General features: G+C 69.6%; 15 protein-coding genes and 1 pseudogene. 11 read left to right on the top strand and 5 right to left on the bottom strand.

Features of this window, described 5'->3' with window-relative positions; genetic code table 11:
• Nucleotides 1-31 precede the first annotated feature (31 nt).
• The 4 genes from lnt (A6R01_RS16840) (at nucleotide 32) to A6R01_RS16825 (ending at nucleotide 5,615) form a co-directional block, all read left to right on the top strand.
• Nucleotides 32-1,615, top strand: a complete 1,584-nt coding sequence (gene lnt, locus A6R01_RS16840) for an apolipoprotein N-acyltransferase (protein WP_292608374.1) — start codon at nucleotides 32-34, stop codon at nucleotides 1,613-1,615.
• Entirely contained in the window at nucleotides 1,612-2,967 is a 1,356-nt protein-coding gene (locus tag A6R01_RS16835) for a hypothetical protein (protein ID WP_292608371.1), read from the top strand. The genes lnt (A6R01_RS16840) and A6R01_RS16835 overlap by 4 nt, the downstream gene beginning before the upstream one ends.
• A 249-nt stretch (nucleotides 2,968-3,216) precedes the next feature.
• Nucleotides 3,217-4,617 carry a cytochrome ubiquinol oxidase subunit I gene (locus tag A6R01_RS16830; RefSeq protein WP_292608368.1) on the top strand — a complete coding sequence of 467 codons (1,401 nt, stop codon included), beginning with the start codon at nucleotides 3,217-3,219 and terminating at the stop codon, nucleotides 4,615-4,617.
• Entirely contained in the window at nucleotides 4,614-5,615 is a 1,002-nt protein-coding gene (locus A6R01_RS16825) for a cytochrome d ubiquinol oxidase subunit II (protein ID WP_179530451.1), read from the top strand. Before A6R01_RS16830 ends, A6R01_RS16825 begins: the two co-directional genes overlap by 4 nt.
• 20 nt (nucleotides 5,616-5,635) lie before the next feature.
• Here A6R01_RS16825 and A6R01_RS16820 read toward each other — a convergent pair whose 3' ends face one another.
• Nucleotides 5,636-5,875 (bottom strand): helix-turn-helix domain-containing protein, encoded by a 240-nt coding sequence (locus tag A6R01_RS16820; RefSeq protein WP_179530452.1) that lies wholly within the window; start codon nucleotides 5,873-5,875, stop codon nucleotides 5,636-5,638.
• Between the two features lie 141 nt (nucleotides 5,876-6,016).
• Between A6R01_RS16820 and A6R01_RS18375 the strand changes: the two genes are divergently transcribed.
• The gene (locus tag A6R01_RS18375) at nucleotides 6,017-6,316 is read left to right on the top strand and encodes a transposase (protein WP_179530453.1); all 300 of its coding nucleotides are present in this window, start codon (nucleotides 6,017-6,019) and stop codon (nucleotides 6,314-6,316) included.
• A gap of 176 nt (nucleotides 6,317-6,492) precedes the next feature.
• Nucleotides 6,493-8,094 (top strand): annotated as a pseudogene (gene lnt / locus A6R01_RS16815) (apolipoprotein N-acyltransferase).
• Between the two features lie 165 nt (nucleotides 8,095-8,259).
• On the opposite strand, the gene A6R01_RS16810 reads toward lnt (A6R01_RS16815), so the two are convergent.
• From A6R01_RS16810 to A6R01_RS16795, 4 genes are all read right to left on the bottom strand, one after another.
• Complete coding sequence (locus A6R01_RS16810; protein WP_218842297.1) at nucleotides 8,260-8,853, bottom strand: cadmium resistance transporter; 594 nt, start codon at nucleotides 8,851-8,853, stop codon at nucleotides 8,260-8,262.
• Between the two features lie 169 nt (nucleotides 8,854-9,022).
• Nucleotides 9,023-9,514 (bottom strand): signal peptidase II, encoded by a 492-nt coding sequence (gene lspA / locus A6R01_RS16805; RefSeq protein WP_292608365.1) that lies wholly within the window; start codon nucleotides 9,512-9,514, stop codon nucleotides 9,023-9,025.
• A 44-nt stretch (nucleotides 9,515-9,558) separates the two neighbouring features.
• Complete coding sequence (locus A6R01_RS16800; RefSeq protein ID WP_292608363.1) at nucleotides 9,559-11,532, bottom strand: cation-translocating P-type ATPase; 1,974 nt, start codon at nucleotides 11,530-11,532, stop codon at nucleotides 9,559-9,561.
• On the bottom strand, nucleotides 11,529-11,930 hold the full coding sequence (locus A6R01_RS16795; protein ID WP_218842299.1) for a metalloregulator ArsR/SmtB family transcription factor: 402 nt from the start codon (nucleotides 11,928-11,930) through the stop codon (nucleotides 11,529-11,531). Before A6R01_RS16795 ends, A6R01_RS16800 begins: the two co-directional genes overlap by 4 nt.
• 74 nt (nucleotides 11,931-12,004) lie before the next feature.
• On the opposite strand from A6R01_RS16795, the gene A6R01_RS16790 reads away from it, so the two are divergent.
• The 5 genes from A6R01_RS16790 to A6R01_RS16770 all read left to right on the top strand — a co-directional run bounded on the left by A6R01_RS16790 (nucleotide 12,005) and on the right by A6R01_RS16770 (nucleotide 18,406).
• The gene (locus A6R01_RS16790; protein WP_218842301.1) at nucleotides 12,005-12,700 is read left to right on the top strand and encodes a hypothetical protein; all 696 of its coding nucleotides are present in this window, start codon (nucleotides 12,005-12,007) and stop codon (nucleotides 12,698-12,700) included.
• Between the two features lie 135 nt (nucleotides 12,701-12,835).
• Nucleotides 12,836-13,120 (top strand): metal-sensitive transcriptional regulator, encoded by a 285-nt coding sequence (locus A6R01_RS16785; RefSeq protein WP_292608360.1) that lies wholly within the window; start codon nucleotides 12,836-12,838, stop codon nucleotides 13,118-13,120.
• Between the two features lie 191 nt (nucleotides 13,121-13,311).
• A complete protein-coding gene (locus A6R01_RS16780) occupies nucleotides 13,312-13,527 on the top strand; it encodes a heavy-metal-associated domain-containing protein (protein ID WP_030485937.1) in 216 nt (71 codons plus the stop codon).
• A 53-nt stretch (nucleotides 13,528-13,580) separates the two neighbouring features.
• Nucleotides 13,581-15,926: a cation-translocating P-type ATPase gene (locus tag A6R01_RS16775; RefSeq protein WP_292608357.1), complete on the top strand. Its 2,346-nt coding sequence runs from the start codon at nucleotides 13,581-13,583 to the stop codon at nucleotides 15,924-15,926.
• Nucleotides 15,923-18,406 carry a heavy metal translocating P-type ATPase gene (locus A6R01_RS16770; RefSeq protein WP_292608352.1) on the top strand — a complete coding sequence of 828 codons (2,484 nt, stop codon included), beginning with the start codon at nucleotides 15,923-15,925 and terminating at the stop codon, nucleotides 18,404-18,406. The genes A6R01_RS16775 and A6R01_RS16770 overlap by 4 nt, the downstream gene beginning before the upstream one ends.
• Nucleotides 18,407-18,430: the final 24 nt, after the last annotated feature.

Genomic DNA, 18,430 nt, shown 5'->3' with positions numbered 1-18,430 from the left:
GATAGTAGGCCATGACGAAAGTGGTGCCCGAGTGGCTGGGGAACGCCCCATCATCCTGACCGCCGCTGCCGGCGGAGCCACGACGGCGCTCGGCTTTCCGCCCTTCGATCTGCCGTGGCTGGCACCGGTGGGCCTGGCGATGCTGGTCCTGGCGCTGCGTGAGGCCTCAGCCGCCAGAGCGGCACTCCTCGGTGCCGCCCACGCCGCGGTCTTCCTCGGGATGACGCTGTGGTGGTTGGCCGAGGCCATCTCCCCCTTTGCCTGGGCCGCGATGGTCGCTGCGCAGAGCGTGTGGGGCGCCTTGGCCGGTGTGGCGATGGTGCGCGTGCGTCGACTCCACGGGTGGCAGCTGTGGGCCGCCGGCGTCTTCACGGCGGCCGAGTCGGCACGGGCGGCAGTTCCCTGGGGCGGGGTCCCGTGGGGAAGGCTCGGGTACTCCGCCGTCGATGCGCCCTGGTCCGCCTGGGTGGCGGTCATCGGGGTCGCCGCCACAGGAACTGTGGTCGCGCTGCTCGGGTGCCTCATCGCTTCGGTGGTGGAGCACGCGACGCGGCGCAGCCTGCGCGGGCTGGTCCCCGCAGCAGCAGTGGTGGCGCTGGTGGCGGTCCCGGCCATGGCAGGTGGGGTCCTGGTGACGCCGAACCAGGCGACCGGGCCGGTGGCCAGGATCGCCATCGTGCAGGGGGAGCTGCCGGGTTCCGGCCGGGAAGTCGTGGCGAATCACCGGGCCCTCACCGAGGTGCTGGTCGGGCAGACGAGGCAGCTCGCGGCCTCGGACACCGGGCGTCCTGCGCCCGACCTGGTGGTGTGGCCCGAGAATGCCATGGCTGTCGACCCGACGACCGACGTGGTCGCCGGCCAGGCGGCGCGAGCGGCTGTGGAGGCAGCCGGGGTGCCGCTGCTCCTGGGAGCCGTCGTAGATGCACCCGACGCGCGCTACGCCCTCAACCAGTCGCTGCTCTGGGACGACGGGGGAGTGCGGGCGCGCTACACGAAGCAGCGGCTGGTGCCCTTCGGGGAGTACGTCCCCCTGAGGCCGCTGGCCGAGCGGTTGTCCTCGAGGGTGGCCGCCATCCCCCGGGACATGCTGCCCGGCGGGGATCCCGAGCAGATCGGGGTCGGCTCCTTCAGTGTCGCGACCGCCCTGTGCTTCGACGTCGCCTACGACGACGTGCTGCGTCGACAGGTGGCCCGGGGCGGGGACCTGGTCAGCGTCCAGACCAGCAACGCGATGTTCCTCGGCACCGCCCAGCTCGAGCAGCAGTGGCAGGTGTCCAGGGCGCGGGCCCTCGAGCTCGGCCGCAGTGTCGTGGTGTCCTCGGTCAACGGCATCTCAGGGGCGATCGCACCTGACGGGTCGGTCCTCGAGCGGCTTCCGGTGCGTGTAGCGGGATCGGTCGTCCTCGACGTGCCTCTCAACACGTCGCAGACGTGGGCAGTCCGACTCGGCGCCGCACCGTTGCGGTTGACGTGGATCATTATCTCGATGGCACTGCTGGTCACCTTCGCCCAGGACCGGCGAGCATGCCGCCGCCGCCGCCGCCGCCGCCGCCTCCCACCCACACATGCCGGTTCCCCTCCTGCTATGCCCCTCGACCGATCGGACGCCACGTGATCCCCCTTCCCCTGCCGATGCACGGCATCGGCGGCGCCAAGGACCTTCCCATCTCGCCCCAGCTCGCCATCACCGGTGCCGTCGCGGCGCTGATCATCTCGTTCTCGGTGCTCGCGCTGGCGTGGCGGACACCGCGGTACGACGGGAATCCGGACGGACCGGTGGCCGGCCGTCGGGTGCCTCACTGGATGGATGGTGTCCTGACCTCACGCGGCTTCGCCGTCGCGGCGCGTGTCCTAGGGATGGTGGTCTTTCTGTACTCCGCGGCTGCCGCGGTGCTCGGTGAGGACCTGCTGACCAACCCGTTCTTCGGCATCTTCTACGTCTGGTGGTGGATCGGCCTGGTCTTCGCCTCCGCCCTGCTCGGCCCGGTGTGGAAGGCGATCAGCCCGGTTCGCACAATCAACCTCGCCTTCTCGAAGATCTCTGGGTCCGACCCCGACGTGGGACTGCTGGCCTACCCGGCGCGACTCGGCCACTGGCCAGCTTCCCTGGGGCTGTTCGCCTTCGTGTGGCTCGAGCTGGTCTATCCCTACTCCACCGAGCTCGGCCCCGTGCGGCTGTGGTGCGCGGTGTACGTCGCTGTGATGCTGCTCGGCGGCGCGATCTTTGGCAACGGGTTCTACGAGAAGGCCGACCCGTTCGAGGTCTACTCCACCCTGATCGGCAAGCTCTCAGTCTGGGGGACCCACGAGGGCAGGATCGTGGTGCGGTCCCCGCTGGCGAACCTCAGCACCGTGGTCCCGACGGCCGGTCTGCTTGCGGTCGTCTCGGTGCTGTTCGGCAGCACCGCGTTCGACTCCTTCAAGGACTCCCCGTTCTGGGTGCGCTTTTCTCAGACCAACGAGCTCGTCGCGGGCCTCGAGAACGGCTCGACCATCGCTGACTCCCTCGCTCTGCTCGTCTTCAGCGCCGCACCAGCCCTCGTGTTCGCCGGTGCCGCCGCGGCGACCATGACCGGTCCCGACCTGCGTCGTCGGGACCTGCCGGCCATGCTCGCTCACTCGATCGTGCCGATCATCCTCGGGTACATCGTGGCCCACTACGCGTCCTACTGGTTCGAGGTCGGCCAGGACACCCTGATCAAGGCGAGCGACCCGCTCACCACCGGTGCCGACTACCTCGGCACCGGCGATTGGCAAGTGAACTACTGGCTGAGCTACCACCCGACCCTGCTCGCCAACATCAAGGTGGGAGCGGTCGTGGTCGGCCACGTGGTAGCAGCCATCGCGTCTCACGACCGATCCGTCGCACTGCTGCCCCCTCGTCACCAGATCCTCGGGCAACTGCCTCTACTCATGGCCATGGTCGCCTTCACCTCAGGTGGCCTTTACCTGCTCTTTGCCGCCTGAGGTAGGCGGCGAATCCGCAGTCCCGCATCGCCGATACGGACCATCCGTGAACGGACCCACGCTCGCTCAGTTCCGGGCCGCTGCCGTCGCAACGGGCTCCGGAATCTCCATTACCGGATGCAGCACGATTCCGGGCGACACCGGCGACACCGGCGCTACGAGCCTCATCGAAGGTAACTCCTCGCACCCGTTAGTGAAACTTTTCACAAGCCCGTGGGTGGCTCGTACCTATTGCGTAGCGTTAGTGCCGTGCTGACTCCCGATCTCGTCGTCGACGCAATGCAGCTCGCCGGGACCGCGGAGCCCGCGGGGCTTCTCCCGGCCCGTCAGCAGATGGCTCTGTCCTTGGGATGGCACATCGTGCTGGCGTGCTTCGGGGTTGCCTTCCCGGCGATGATTTTCGTGATGCACCTGCGCGGGATCCGCCGTGAGGACCCGGTCGCCCTGGGGTTGGCCCGCAGGTGGGCGAAGGTCTCGGCAGTGCTTTTCGCGATCGGCGCGGTCTCCGGCACGGTGCTCAGCTTCGAGATGGGTCTGTTGTGGCCCGGCCTGATGGGGACTTACGGGGACGTGCTCGGACTGCCGTTCGCGTTCGAGGGTCTGGCGTTCTTCCTTGAGGCCATCTTCCTTGGCATCTACCTGTACGGCTGGGGACGGATGCCGGCGAAGCGGCACGTCCTGATGGTCCTGCCGATGGCGATCACCGGCATCGTCGGCGCCTACTGCGTGGTCGCGGTGAACGCCTGGATGAACGTGCCGACCGGTTTCCGCCTCGTCGGCGGGGAGGTCACGGACGTCCAGCCTTGGGCGGTGCTGTTCAATCAGCACGCCTTCCTTCAGTTCGCCCACATGTGGGTCGGCGCCTATATGGTGGCGGGCTTCAGCGTTGCGGGGGTCTATGCGGCCGGGATGCTGCGCGGGCGCCGCGACGCACATCACCGGTTGGGCTTCATGGTGCCCTTCGTCTTCGCGTCCATCGCCGCGGTCACCCAGCCGTTCGTGGGGCATGTGCTCGGGTTCGGGTTGGACGAGCGACAGCCGGCGAAGCTGGCCGCGTTCGAGCTGGCGGAGACAACCGAGAGCCCGTCGCCGCTTCGGCTCGGCGGCGTTGTGGTCGACGGGGAGGTCGTGGGTGCGATCGACATTCCTGTTCTCGGCTCGCTGATCGCGATGAACTCGCTCGACGACCCTGTGCCTGGCCTGGACACCATCCCCGAGGAGGACCGACCGCCGGTCAACATCACGCATCTGGCCTTCCAGACGATGGTCGGCGTCGGCACGTTGCTCGCCGCAGGTGTCACCTGGTTCTGGGTCCAGCGCTGGAGAGGGCGTGACCTGCTCACGAAGAGGTGGTTTCTCAGGGCTGCGGCGGCCGCTGGTCCGCTGGCCGTGATTGCGCTTGAGGCCGGATGGGTGGCGACCGAGGTCGGACGGCAGCCCTGGGTCGTGTACGGAGTGATGCGCACCCCGGACGCGGTCGGCGACTACACCTCGGCATTGTGGTGGTTGCTGGGGATAAGTGCGTTGATCTATGCCGGGATGACCGCAGCCGCGGTCATCGTGCTCAGGTCCATGGCCCGGCGCTGGCGCAGCGGTGAGACCGATCTCCCGAGCCCGTACGCGCCCGAGACCGTGGATTCGTCGTCATGAGTCTCGAGGTGGCTGTCGCAGCGGCGATGTTCGCGGGCGTCATCGCGTACGCCGTGCTGGGCGGCGCGGACTTCGGCTCGGGATTCTTCGACCTCACGGCGGGTAGCAGCCGGCGTGGCGCCGAGCTGCGAACCCTGGTCGACCACAGCATCGGACCCGTGTGGGAGGCCAACCACGTGTGGCTGATCTACGTGCTGGTGATCTGGTGGACAGGATTCCCGGAGTCGTTCGCCGCGACAATGTCGACGCTGGTCGTGCCGTTGCTTCTGGCGCTGCTGGGCATCGTGCTGCGCGGCGCCAGTTTCGCGTTCCGCAAGTACTCCGCCACCCTGCGCCAGGCGCGGCTGTTCGGCGTGATCTTCGCCGTGTCCTCGGTCATCACACCGTTCTTCCTCGGCACGGTCGCCGGGGCAATCGCGTCAGGTCGGGTGCCGATGGAGGAGGATGGCGACCGTTGGTCGTCCTGGCTCAACCCGACGTCTCTGTTCGGTGGGGCCATCGCGGTCGGCACCTGCGCGTTCCTGGCCGGCGTGTTCCTCGCCGCCGATGCACATCGCAGTCGCCGATCACGGCTGGCGGAGGACCTTCGGGCGCGCTCGCTCGGAGTGGGGCTCGTGACCGGTGCGCTCGTGTTCGCCGCACTGGTGCCGATCTCGATGGACGCGCCGGTGCTGGCCGACGGCCTCGCCGGGCGCGCGGCTCCACTCGTCGTGATGGCCGGGCTGGCAGGCGTGGCGACGCTCGTGCTGGTGTGGCGCCGTCGCTACTCGATGGCGCGATGGCCCGCGGTCGTCGCCGTCGCGTCTGTGGTGTCAGGATGGGGTGTGGCCCAATACCCCTGGCTGCTCGTCGATCATGTGACGATCCGTGCCGCCGCCGGCGCGTCAGCCACCTTGCAGGGCCTCCTGGTTGCCGTGGGGTTCGCCGTGGTCTTGGTGTTACCGCCGTTGATCTACCTGCTGCGACTCACCCAGACCGAGGAGTGGACGCGACACTGATGGGGCGATGACTTGACGTGTCAGGGATTTGCGTCGAGTCCTGAGTTCGTGTCGTCGCGATCGACGAGGCCGAGCCGCGCGTGGTCGGCGCGGCTGAGGGCCTGTTCGATCAGCTCGCCGATGTGGTCGTCGTCAAGGTGGTTCTCGACGTGGCGACCTTGACGCGAAGCTGTGACGAAGCCCTGGTCACGCAAGTGAATCGCCCGCAAGTCTTCGTCGCGGCTGGCCTGGGGCCGGCTTGCAGGGTTAGCGCCGGTCACCCGGTGGCAGTCCCTACGTCGGTAGGGACTCACTCACCGGGGCTGCTCGTACACCACTCTGCTGGACTCCACCCGGTGGCGTGTCCCGGGTTCGGTGGAGTCGGCTGACTGGATTCTGATGCCTGTCATCAGGAGGCAGCAGTGGGCAGACGGGCTTATCCGCCGGAGTTTCGGCGCAAGGTGATCGGCTTGCTTAAGGAAGGGTGCTTGGTCGGCCAGGTCGCGTACGACTTGGGTATCAGCGAGGCCTCGATCTACGTCTGGCGTCGACAGGACAGGATCGACAAGGGCGCCGATGCGGTGCGATGCCGAGCGCGGAAGACGATGGCTATGTCTGCGGGGGGCGGTCAGCGACGGCCGGGTTGCCGATGTGGTCCTCCACCGCCTCGGGGGTACTGGTCGTGCGTTCGGGGCGGGCGTGCAGGAGAGCGATCACGATGAATCCGGTGACCAGGAAGGTCGGGGAAGCTTCCAGCGAGGAGCTCGCCAGGCTCCTGGACTCTCTCACCGGGCCGGAGTGAGCGGTGACACCTGCGCCCACGCCTCCCACGCCTCCCACGCCCACGCCTCCTACGCCTCGCACGCCCACGCCTCCTACGCCTCGCACGCCCACGCCCATGGCGGCCCGCGCAGCCCAGACGGGTGAGAAGGCCCCGGCATCCGTCGACCGGCCTCGACGCCGCCGTCGGCTCGCACGACTCGCGGCGGCATCGCTGGCCGGGGTTGCCGCCGCGGGAGCCAGCGCTCCGTGGGAGCAGCGCTGGCTCCTACCGTTGGCGGTCGCCGCGCTGGTGCTCCTGCTGCAGCGGGAGCCGCTGCGCCACGCGTTTGCGATGGGGCTGCTGTTCGGGTTCGGATACACGCTCGTCCTGACGGGATGGATGCGGGCCGTCGGCACCGACGCCTGGCTGCTGATGAGCCCCGTTGTCGCCGGCTACTACGCCCTCGCCGGCCTCGGGATCGCGCTGGCGGGTCGGCTGCGCGGCTGGCCGATGTGGACCGCGAGCGTGTGAGTGGCGCTCGAGACCGCGATGTCGACCTGGCCGCTCGGTGGCTTCCCGTGGACCCGGCTGGCTTGGGCCACCGTGGACACCCCGTTCGCGCTGTGGCTGCCGTGGGTCGGCGCCAGCGGCGTCAGCTTCCTGGTAGCCCTGGCCAGCGCCATGCTTGCCTGGGTGGTCCGGGAGGGCAAGGCACGCCCGATAGGGGCGGTCGTGGTCATTGGCGCCGCACTGCTGGTCGGCTCCGCGCCGGTCCTGGTCCGGCCCGAGTCGTTGACGTCGTCATGGGAGGCCGGGCTGCCGACCGTGACGGTCGCCGCGGTGCAGGGCGACGTTCCCGGCGCCGGGAACGACCTGGTCGCCGTCCATGAGCAGGTGACCGAGAACCACGTCCAGGCCACCGTTGACCTCGCCGAGCGGGTCGAATCCGGCGCCGTCCCCCGGCCCGACTTCGTGCTGTGGCCGGAGAACTCCACCGCCGTCGACCCCTTCGCGGATGAGCAGACCAACGCAGGGATCTCCCGCGCCGTGGCAGCGGTCGGGGTGCCGGTGTTGGTGGGTGCCATCGTCGACGGTCCTCGCCCGGACGCCGTGCTCAACCAGGGACTGGCGTGGCTGCCGGACGGCTCGACCAAGGAGCGCTACACCAAACGCCACCCGGTGCCGTTCGGCGAGTACGTGCCCTTCCGCAGCCTGCTCTCCGGACTCCAGATCGGGCGCCTGGACATGATCCCGCGCGACATGATCGCCGGCACTCGCACACGGCCACTCGACATCGCCGGCACACGCGTCGCGGACCTGATCTGCTTCGACGTCGCGTTCGACGACTCCGTCGCCGCGCAGATCGAGAACGGCGGCCAGATGGTGACGGTGCAGACCAGCAACGCCACCTTCACCGGAACCTCGCAGCAAATGCAGCAGTTCACCATCAGCCGGGCTCGTGCCATGGAGACCGGCCGCACCGTGGTGGTCGCCTCCACCAACGGAATCAGCGGCGTCATCGGCCCGGACGGCACGGTCCGGGCCCAGCTGGAACCGAGGACGACCGATATCGCGGTCGCTCAGGTCGCGCTGGTCAACGAACACACGCCTGCAGTGCGCTACGGCTCGCTCATCCGACAACTCTTGGTCCTGGCAGGTCTCACGGCTGTCATCGCGGCGGTGATCGGTCGCGGACTCCCGAGGCTGCGTGGCCTTCGCAGCTGGCGGCGCCGATAGCCGCGATGCGCCGGTGAGAGGACGGTGACATGCCGCGAAGCTGTCGGACCGGAGTGTGGGCGACCGAGTGAGTCGGCGTTGGCTGTTCGGCGGCTCTGCGCCTAGACAGGCATGACGTTCTGCATGACCCTGTCCAAACTCCTCGCGAGCGGGTTGGCCACGCGGTCACAAGCCGAACGCACCGCCCTCGATCAAGATGACGAGGCCGAGCACGATGAGCACGAGAGGGAACAAGATGTGCTCCCACCGCTCGAGCACCTCCGCGATCGGCTTGCGGGTGGCCACGAACTTCGCGGCCAGGACGAGGACGAGGACGAGAGCCAGGAACACCACGCAGTAGGCCACGAGCGCCCCGGTGCCGACCGCGAGGAACACCGGCACGTAGACCCCGATGTTGTCTCCGCCGTTGGCGAAGGTGACCGCAGCCACCGCCAGGGCGCTGATCGGCCTGTCGGCGAGGCTGTCGTCGTCATCATCGTCCCCGTTTCGCCAGACCCGCCAGCCCGCGTAGACACCCAGAAGGAGTGGGATGAGGCCGAAGTACGGGATGGCTTCGTCGGGAAGGAACAGTCCCGCGCCGAAGGTCACCGCGACGGAGGCCAGCAGAATGCCACCGAATCCGAGGTACTGCCCGGCGATGATTCTGGTGGTGGTACCTCGTTGCCCGGCTCCGCGTGCGAAGAACAGGGACAAGACGATGATGTCGTCGATGTTGGTGACTAGAAACAGGCCAATCGCCTGCAACGCGGGGCCGATCATGTCTATGTCTCCTTGGGTTCTGCAGTGTCGACGCACTGGTCGTCTTGTGTCGCGAGAGCACGGCCCCTGAGTTCGCCATCAGCAACCGTCGTGGCTAGCAGGCTGAGCTGGCTGAGCCTCGGGTGCTGCGGGCACTCAGCGCAGCCGGCCGGTCCCCCTCGAGCGCCGGTCAAGGCTCGGAGATGGAAGGTGCGCCGGAATCGTCCTTCACCGACGCTGGCGTGCTCGATGCGCGTTCTGGGCGGGCGTACAGCAGAGCGATTGCGATGCATCCGGTGACGATGAAGGTGTCGGCGAGGTTGAAGGTGGGCCACCAGCCGGTGTGCAGGTAGTCGGTGACCACGCCGTCGCGGGCGCGGTCGACCACGTTGGCGACCGCGCCGCCGATCACGGCGCCGCCGGCGATCCGCTCGACCCACCCCGCTTGGGGGGCCCGGTGCCATGCGTAGACGGCGAATAAGATCGAGATCGCTGCGGTGATGGCCACGATCACCCCGGCGGGCAGCTTGTCGCCCATGCTGAACGCCACGCCGGGGTTGTAGGCCAGCCGCAGCTGGATCAGGCCGAGGTCAACCGAGGAGTCGGCCAGCCGGGCCTCGGAGACGGCCTTCGCGCTGAGGTCGATCGCGGCCACCGTGGCGGCCGCCAGCAGGACCGCCACGCGACCGGCTCCCGCTCGCGTCGGGGCCTGGCTCGAACCGGCGGTCACCTCGCGGCGGCTTCCGCCGGCATGTGCGCCGGCGTCGGCTGTGTGCCCGCTGGTGCGGGCGGTAGCGGTCGGGCGCGGCCGGCGCGGACGCCGTTGCCGATCACCAGGATCTCGGCGATCTCGTGGACCAGCACCACCGCGGCGAGCCCGAGCACGCCGAGGGCAGCGAGCGGGATCAGGATGGCGATCAGGCCGAGGGAGAGGCCGACGTTCTGCAGCATGATCGACCGGGCGCGGCGGGCGTGGGTCAGGTTGTGCGGTAGGTGGCGCAGGTCCTCGCCCATCAGAGCGACGTCGGCGGTCTCGATGGCCACGTCGCTGCCCATCGCCCCCATCGCGATCCCGACGTCGGCGGTGGCCAGGGCCGGGGCGTCGTTGACCCCGTCCCCGACCATCGCGGTCGGCCGGCTCTCGCGGAGGCGGGCGATGATGGTGGACTTGTCCTCGGGACGGAGCTCGGCGTGCACGTCGGCGATGCCAGCCTGGGCGGCCAGGGCGGCGGCGGTGCGGTCGTTGTCGCCGGTGAGCATGGCGACCTCGTAGCCGCCGTCGCGGAGCCGGGCAACCACCTCGGCGGCCTCGGCACGGAGATCGTCGCGGACGGCGACGGCGCCGATCACGGCCCCGTCGTACTCGACCAGCACCGCCGTCGCGCCGGCCTCCTGCATGGCGGCGACCGGCTCGGCGAGCTCGCCGGCGGGGATCCAGCCGGGCCGTCCGAGCCGGGCGGGCCGCCCGGCGACCGTTCCGGTCAGGCCGGCGCCGGTGACGGCCTCGACCCCCTCGGCGTCGCGGTGCTCGGGGACCGCGGCGAGGATGGCCCGGGCCAGCGGATGCTCGCTGCGGGACTCCAGGGCTGCCGCGACGTCCAGAACGTGGTCACGGGTGTGGCCCGCAGCGGTGGCGACGTCGACCACGGCCGGCTGGTTGCGGGTGAGCGTGCCGGTCTTGTCCAGGGCGACGGTTCGGATCCGGCCGAGGGCCTCCAGGGCGGCACCGCCCTTGACCAGGGCGCCGATGCGGCTCGCGGCGCCGATGGCGGCGACCACGGTGACCGGCACGGAGATCGCCAGCGCACACGGGGAGGCGGCGACCAGGACGACCAGGGCGCGCTCGATCCACGTCGCCGGGTCACCCAGCAGGCTACCGATGATCGCGATGATCGCGGCGAGGATCATGATCCCGGGCACCAGCGGCTTGGCGATCCGGTCGGCGAGGCGCTGAGCGTTGCCCTTGCGGGACTGCTCGGCCTCGACGATGGTGACGATCCGGGCCAGGGAGTTGTCCTCGGCGGTGGTGGTGACCTCGACTTCGAGGACTCCGGTGCCGTTGATGGAGCCGGCGTAGACGGTGTCGCCGGCGCCGGCCTCGACGGGGACGGATTCGCCGGTGAGCGCGGAGACGTCCAGGGCGGTGCGGCCGGTGCGGATGACGCCGTCGGTGGCGACGCGCTCACCTGGGCGGACTAGGAGCAGGTCGCCGATCACCAGGTCGGCGGGGGAGACGGTGACCTGGGCGCCGGCGCGGAGGATGGTGGCCTCGGCCGGGACCAGGGACAGCAGGGCGCGCAGCCCGCGGCGGGTGCGGGCGACGGCGTACTCCTCCAGGCCCTCGCTGATGGAGTAGAGGAAGGCCAGCATCGCTGCTTCGGCGACCTCGCCGAGGATGACCGCGCCGATCGCGGCGATCGTCATCAGGGTGCCGACGCCGATCTTGCCCTTGGCTAGTCGCTTGAGGGTGCTGGGGACGAACGTCCAGGCGCCGAGCGCCAGCGCGACGGCGTTCAGTCCGGTGACCACGCCCTGGCTGGCGTCGTTGAGGTCGGCGATGTACCCGGTGATCAGGAAGAGACCGGCGAGAGCGGCGAAGCGGAGTTCAGTGACCTCCCAGAGCCGTTCGGGCTCGTGTTCCTCCAGCTCGCCGTCGTCGTTGCGGGGCTCGTCGTGGCCGCAGCCGCAGGCGTCCGTCACGGTGCTACTTCCTCCGTCGTGGTGGGAATGGTCTCGGTCTGAGGATGCGGGTGGGTGTCCACTGGGCCGTAGCGGGGGCAGATCTCCACGGCCTCGCCGGTCAAGCCCAAGAGCTGCTCGGCCGCCGCGAGGAGGTCCATCAACTCGGGGTGGGCGATGGAGTAGAACATCTGCCGACCCTCGGGTCGGCCGACGACTAAGCCGCAGTCGCGCAGGCAGGCCAGATGCCCGGAGACGGTGCCCTGGGCCAGGCCGAGCGTGTTGGTCAGGTCCACCACCCGGCGTTCGCCCGCGGACAGCTGTCGGACGATCGCCAGCCTGTTGCGGTCCGCGAGCCCGTGGAACAGTGCCGCGCCGCGCTGCAGCGCCGGGTCAGCCTTGGGCGTTGTCATTGGCATGCGCCAATGATAGCGTCCGCCACATTGATCGTCTAATCCCGCTGACAGCGAAGCAGGTTGAGGAGCGTTCTACGATGGCGACGACAGCGGTGCGCCGCGAGCGGAGCGGGATGAGCGAGTCGGGTCCGGAGCCCGGGTGGTTCGTCGGTCTGCTGCTCCGTCGCCGCGGCGTGGTGCTGCTGGTGGCGTTACTGCTGATGGCTCTGGCTGGCGTGGCCGGGCGGGATGCTGGCGACAAGCTCGTTTCTGGTGCCTACCTGGACCCCTCGGCAGAGTCACAACAGGCAGCCGAACTCCTGACCCACCAGTTCCCCGGCGACCCCCCGAACCTGGTCCTGATCGTCGAGACAACCACTGGCACCCTGAACTCTTCCGAAGTCGCACAGTCAGGCCGCGCGCTCACCGAGCAGCTGGCCGAGACGCCCGGAGTCGCCGGTGTGCAGTCCTACTGGACGACACCGGACCCGGCGCTGCGCGGCGCCGACGACCGGTCAGCCGACGTCACCGTGCTGCCGATCGTGATGAACACCCGCGAGCAGATCACCGCCGACATGACCGCCAACGGAGTCACCACACCGTTCCTGCTCGACGACGGCACGGTCTCCGAGGCCTACGGAACCCTCGGCAAAGGCATGCATGCCGGACTGCCCGGGCACAGCTTCGTGCTCATCGACAGGCAGGGTCGACAGCGCTGGTACGGCGAATACCCCTCCATGTGGCTGGCACCCCAGGACCTGCTCGACGAGATCCGCAGCAACCTCAGCGCCTGACCACCGAGGCAGAGTACCGACCTCGATGAAGGTTCGATGAAGGTCTCTCCAGCCACCTTGTGGGAGTACCCCATGGGGGTATAGTCAAGTGCGAAGGCAGACACCCCGTCCGGGTACAGGCAGAGGAGGGTCGCGATGGCAGCCGAACCGGGATACATCACCGAGAAGCAGGCAGTGCTGACCCGGCTGCGCCGCATCGAGGGCCAGATTCGCGGCCTGCAGCGCCTGGTGGACGAGGAGCAGTACTGCATCGACATCCTCACCCAGGTCTCGGCGGCGACGAAGGCCCTCGAAGGCGTGGCGCTCGTTCTCCTCGACCAGCACCTCGAGCACTGCCTGACCCACGCCACCGACCCCGCCGAGGCCCAACAGAAGCTCAACGAGGCCTCCGCAGCGATCCGACGACTCGTCCGCTCATGACCGACCCGACCAACGAAGGAGCACCCATGCCCGCCCCACACACCAGCCACGAACTCCAGTTGGCCGACAGCCCCCCGAACGGCGGTGGCTGCGGCTGCGGAGGATGCGGCTGCGGCTCCAACACCGAGACCGGTAGTTCCACCGGCACCACCATCGAATCGACCGCCACCGCCGCAACGAAGGGAAACGAAATGACCACGACCAGCTACGACGTGACGGGGATGACCTGCGGCCACTGCGCCAGCGCCGTCACCAGCGAGCTCAAGAGCCTGGACGGCGTCAGCGACGTCTCCGTCGACCTCGTCGCCGGCGGGACCTCCTCGGTCACCGTGACCAGCGCCCAGCCCCTCGATCGGGCACAGGTCGCCGCAGCCCTCGACGAGGCCGGCGACTACCACCTCGCCTGACGGGCCAGGTCCCTCACGTCCGAAGCGCGATCCATCCCCCAGGAGGCACAGTCATGACCCAGCAGACCACCGCGTCCGACACCGTCAACGACATCGAGCTCGCCATCGGTGGGATGACGTGCGCCTCCTGCGCCGCGCGGATCGAGAAGAAGCTGAACAAGCTCGACGGCGTCACCGCCACGGTCAATTACGCCACCGAGAAGGCCAAGGTCAGCTACCCGACAAACCTCAGCCCCGACGACCTCGTTACGGTGGTGGAGGCCACCGGCTACACCGCGACTGTGCCGGCCCGGGCGCCCAGCGGTGACGAGGGCGTGGCCACCACCGAGCCGGACGATCGGGACCGCGAGGCCGCGGGGTGGTGGCAGCGCCTGGTGGTATCGGCCGTGCTGACGGTGCCGGTGCTGGCCATGTCGATGATCCCGGCGCTGCAGTTCGACAACTGGCAGTGGATCTCGCTGACCCTGGCCTCACCCGTCGTGGTCTGGGGTGCCTGGCCGTTCCACCGAGCCGCGGTGACCAACGCCCGTCACGGCGCCGCCACCATGGACACCCTGATCTCGGTCGGCGTCACCGCCGCCTGGCTGTGGTCGCTGTGGGCACTGCTGTTCACCCACGCCGGGATGACCGGGATGCGGATGCCGTTCGACCTCTTCCCCGACGGCGAGGCGGACGTCCACATCTACCTCGAAGTGGCGGCCGCGGTCACCACCTTCATCATCGCGGGCCGCTACTTCGAGGCCCGCGCCAAGCGCCAGTCCGGTGCGGCGTTGCGCGCCCTGCTCGACATGGGCGCCAAGGACGTCGCCGTCCTCCGTGACGGCGCAGAGGTGCGCGTGCCCGTGAGCCAGCTGGCGGTCGGGGACCGGTTCATCGTGCGTCCGGGGGAGAAGGTCGCCACCGACGGTGTCGTCGAGGACGGCACGTCGGCCGTCGACGCCTCCATGCTCACCGGAGAGCCAGTGCCCGTCGAGGTCGGGCCCGGCGACTCCGTCGTCGGTGCCACCGTCAACGCCGGCGGTCGCCTCGTCGTCCGGGCCACCCGCGTCGGAGCCGACACCCAGCTGGCCCAGATGGCCCGCCTGGTCGAGGACGCCCAGAACGGCAAGGCCGAAGTCCAACGCCTCGCCGACCGAGTCTCGGCAGTCTTCGTCCCCATCGTCATCGCCCTCTCCCTGGCCACGCTCGCCGGGTGGCTGCTGAGCGGCCACAGTGTCACCGCCGCGTTCACCGCCGCAGTGGCGGTCCTGATCATCGCCTGCCCCTGCGCCCTCGGGCTGGCCACGCCCACCGCCCTGCTCGTCGGCACCGGCCGCGGCGCCCAGCTCGGCGTACTCATCAAGGGCCCCGAGGTGCTCGAATCCACCCGGGTGGTCGACACCATCGTCCTGGACAAGACCGGCACCGTGACCACCGGACGGATGGAGCTGGTCGAGGTCGTCCCCGCCGACGGCGTCGACCCTGCTGACCTGCTCCGACTGGTCGGGGCCCTCGAGAACGCCTCGGAACATCCGATCGGTCAGGCCATCGCCACCGGTGCCACCCAACGACTCGACAGGCAGCTGCCCGACGTCGAGGGGTTCACCTCGACGCAAGGCCTCGGGGTCGCCGGTGTGGTCGACGGCCACGCGGTCGTGGCGGGTCGACCCTCCTGGCTCGCCGGAGAGTGGAGCCAGCCACTGGACGCGCACCTGACGCAGGTGATCGACACCGCCGAGCAGCAAGGCCGGACCGTGATCGCCGCCGGCTGGGACGGATCGGCGCGCGGTGTGGTCGTGGTCTCGGATGCGATCAAGCCCACCAGCGCCCAGGCCGTGGCCGAGCTGAAGGAGCTGGGGCTGGAGCCGGTGCTGCTCACCGGCGACAACGAACGCGCCGCCCGGGCCGTCGCCGCAGAGGTCGGCATCGCGGAAGTCATCGCCGAGGTCCTCCCAGCCGACAAGGTGGCCGTCGTCGAACGCCTGCAACGCGAGGGCCGCACCGTCGCCATGGTGGGAGACGGCGTGAACGACGCCGCCGCCCTGGCCACCTCGCATCTGGGGATCGCTATGGGCACCGGCACCGACGTCGCCATCGAGGCCTCCGACCTCACCCTGGTCCGCGGCGATCTCCGCGCCGCCGTCGACGCGATCCGGCTGTCCCGGCGCACCTTGCGCACGATCAAGGGCAACCTGTTCTGGGCCTTCGCCTACAACGTCGCGGCACTGCCCCTGGCCGCGCTCGGCTTGCTCAACCCGCTGATCGCCGGCGCCGCGATGGCGTTCTCCTCGGTGTTCGTGGTGTCCAACAGCCTGCGGCTTCGCCGGTTCCAAGCGGTCTCCACGCAATCAACCGAGACACCGCACCTGGATCACGACTCGACCAGGACCAACCCTTCCAAGGTGGAGGCAGGACGATGACCACGCACCAGCACCCCAGCGGCCGCCACGACCACGACGCGGACGCGCACCGTGACGGCGCCGCCACCGCTGTCCTCGAGGTCTCCGGCGTTCAATGGGCGACCAGCAAGAACGTCGCCGAGGCCGTGCTGTCCCGTCAGCCGGGCGTGATCTCCGTGGACGCCAACCCGGTCGCGCAGACCGCCACCGTCACCTACGACCCGAAGCGCACCAGCATCAGTGAGCTGCGGGACTGGGTCCGCGAGTGCGGCTTCCACTGCGCGGGACAGTCCGTTCCCAGCCACGTGTGCGACCCCATGCTCGAACCAGGTCATGACCACCCCGTCGACCACGCTCGGCGGGGCACGGACGGCGCACACGACGCGCACGCCGGGCATCACGGTCACGCCGGAGCTACCGGTCCGGAGTCGCCCGTCTCGTCACCGCACGACGCGATGGGTCACGGCGGTCACGGGGAGATGTCGATGGCCGACATGGTCCGCGACATGCGCAACCGGTTCCTGGTCGCCGTGCTGCTTGCCGTACCCGTCTCGCTGTACTCGCCGATGGGGCGCGACATGCTCGGCTTCGACGCCGCCGCCCCGTTCGGCATGCGCGACGACATCTTCACCCTGATCCTGTCGCTGCCTGTCATCTTCTACTCCGCGTGGATCTTCTTCGACGGCGCCTGGCGGGCCCTGCGGGCCCGGACCCTGGACATGATGGTGCTGGTGGCCGTGGCCGTCGGCGCCGGTTGGCTCTATTCCCTCGGGGTCACTATCACCGGCGGCGGCGAGGTCTTCTACGAGGCCGCGGTGATGCTCACCGCATTCGTGCTGCTCGGCCACTGGTTCGAGATGCGGGCCCGAGGCGGTGCCAACGACGCCATCCGCACCTTGTTGGACCTGGCCCCGCCGATGGCGGTCGTGCTCCGCGCGGGTGAACCCGTCGAGGTCCCGACCTCCGAGGTCCAGGTCGACGACCTGCTCCTGGTTCGCCCCGGCGCGAAGATCGCCACCGACGGCACCGTGGAAGAAGGCGAGTCCGAAGTCGACGAGTCCATGGTCACCGGCGAGAGCCTCCCGGTGCACAAGGCGCCGGGCGACCAGGTCATCGGCGCCACCGTCAACGCCAGCGGCACGCTTCGAGTGCGCGCCACCAAGGTGGGCTCCGACACCGCCCTGGCCCAGATCGTCGCCCTGGTGCAGCAGGCACAGAACTCCAAGGCCCCCGGACAGCGGCTCGCCGACAAGGCCGCGTTCTGGCTGGTCCTCGTCGCCCTCGTCGGAGGAGTCGGCACCTTCCTGGTCTGGCTCGCGGCAGGCGCCAGCGTGCAGACCGCCCTGCTGTTCGCCATCACCGTCGTCGTCATCACCTGCCCCGACGCCCTCGGGTTGGCCACGCCGACAGCGATCATGGTCGGCTCCGGTCTCGGGGCGAAGCGCGGAATCCTGTTCAAGAACGCCACTGCGATCGAGTCCTCCGCCCGCATCGACACCGTCGTGTTCGACAAGACCGGCACCCTCACCAAGGGAGAGCCCGAGGTCACCGAGGTGGTGGTCGACGACTTCGATCACGACCGGGTGCTGGCCCTCGCCGGCGCACTCGAACGCGAGTCCGAGCACCCGCTCGCAGACGCCGTCGTCCGGCACGTCGACGCCACCGACGTCCCGCGGCTGCGGGCCACCGGGTTCCGCAACGTCACCGGCATCGGCGCCCTCGCCGAGGTCGACGGCCACCAGGTGGCCATCGGCAACCGACGCCTGATGGAGTCCGAAGGCGTCACGATCGGCGACGTGGGCGCGCGGCGCGACGAGATCGCCTCCGGAGGCCGCACAGCGGTGTTCGTCGCCGTCGACGGCCGAGCCGTCGCCGTGATCGGCATTGCCGACGCGGTCCGTGAGACCTCCGCCGCCGCTGTCGCGGCACTCCACGAGGCGGGCATCAGAGTCGCGATGCTGACCGGTGACAACCGCGCGACTGCCGAGCGGATCGCCGAGGAGCTGGGGATCGACGACGTCATCGCCGAGGTGCTGCCCGAGGACAAGGCGCACCAGGTCCAGCAGCTGCAGGCTCAGGGACGCACCGTCGCGATGGTGGGCGACGGCGTCAATGACTCTCCCTCGCTGGTACAGGCCGATGTCGGCATCGCCGTGGGCGCGGGCACTGACGTCGCGATCGAGGCCGCCGACGTCGTGCTCATGCGGTCCGACCCGCTGGACGTCCCAGTGGCGCTGACGATCGGCCGGGGCACGCTGCGCAAGATGCGCCAGAACCTCGGCTGGGCGGTGGGCTACAACGCGATCGCCCTACCGATCGCGGCGGGCGTGTTCGAGCCCGCCTTCGGGCTGGTGCTCCGACCGGAGGTTGCCGCCTTGTCGATGTCCGGGTCCAGCTTCCTGGTCGCGGTCAACGCGCTCCTGCTCAAGCGCCTGCGGTTGCCTGCACAGCCCGCGGATGCTGAGCCGGTAAGAGACGAACGCCTTCAGCCCGTGGGCTGACACTCATCCCCTGCGAGGGCTTGT

The organism is Nocardioides sp. REDSEA-S30_B4 (assembly GCF_001627265.1).
In the GTDB taxonomy this organism is placed as follows: Bacteria; Actinomycetota; Actinomycetes; order Propionibacteriales; family Nocardioidaceae; genus Nocardioides.
Note: the sequence above shows the minus strand (reverse complement) of the source record. Positions and strands in the feature narration are given on the sequence as shown.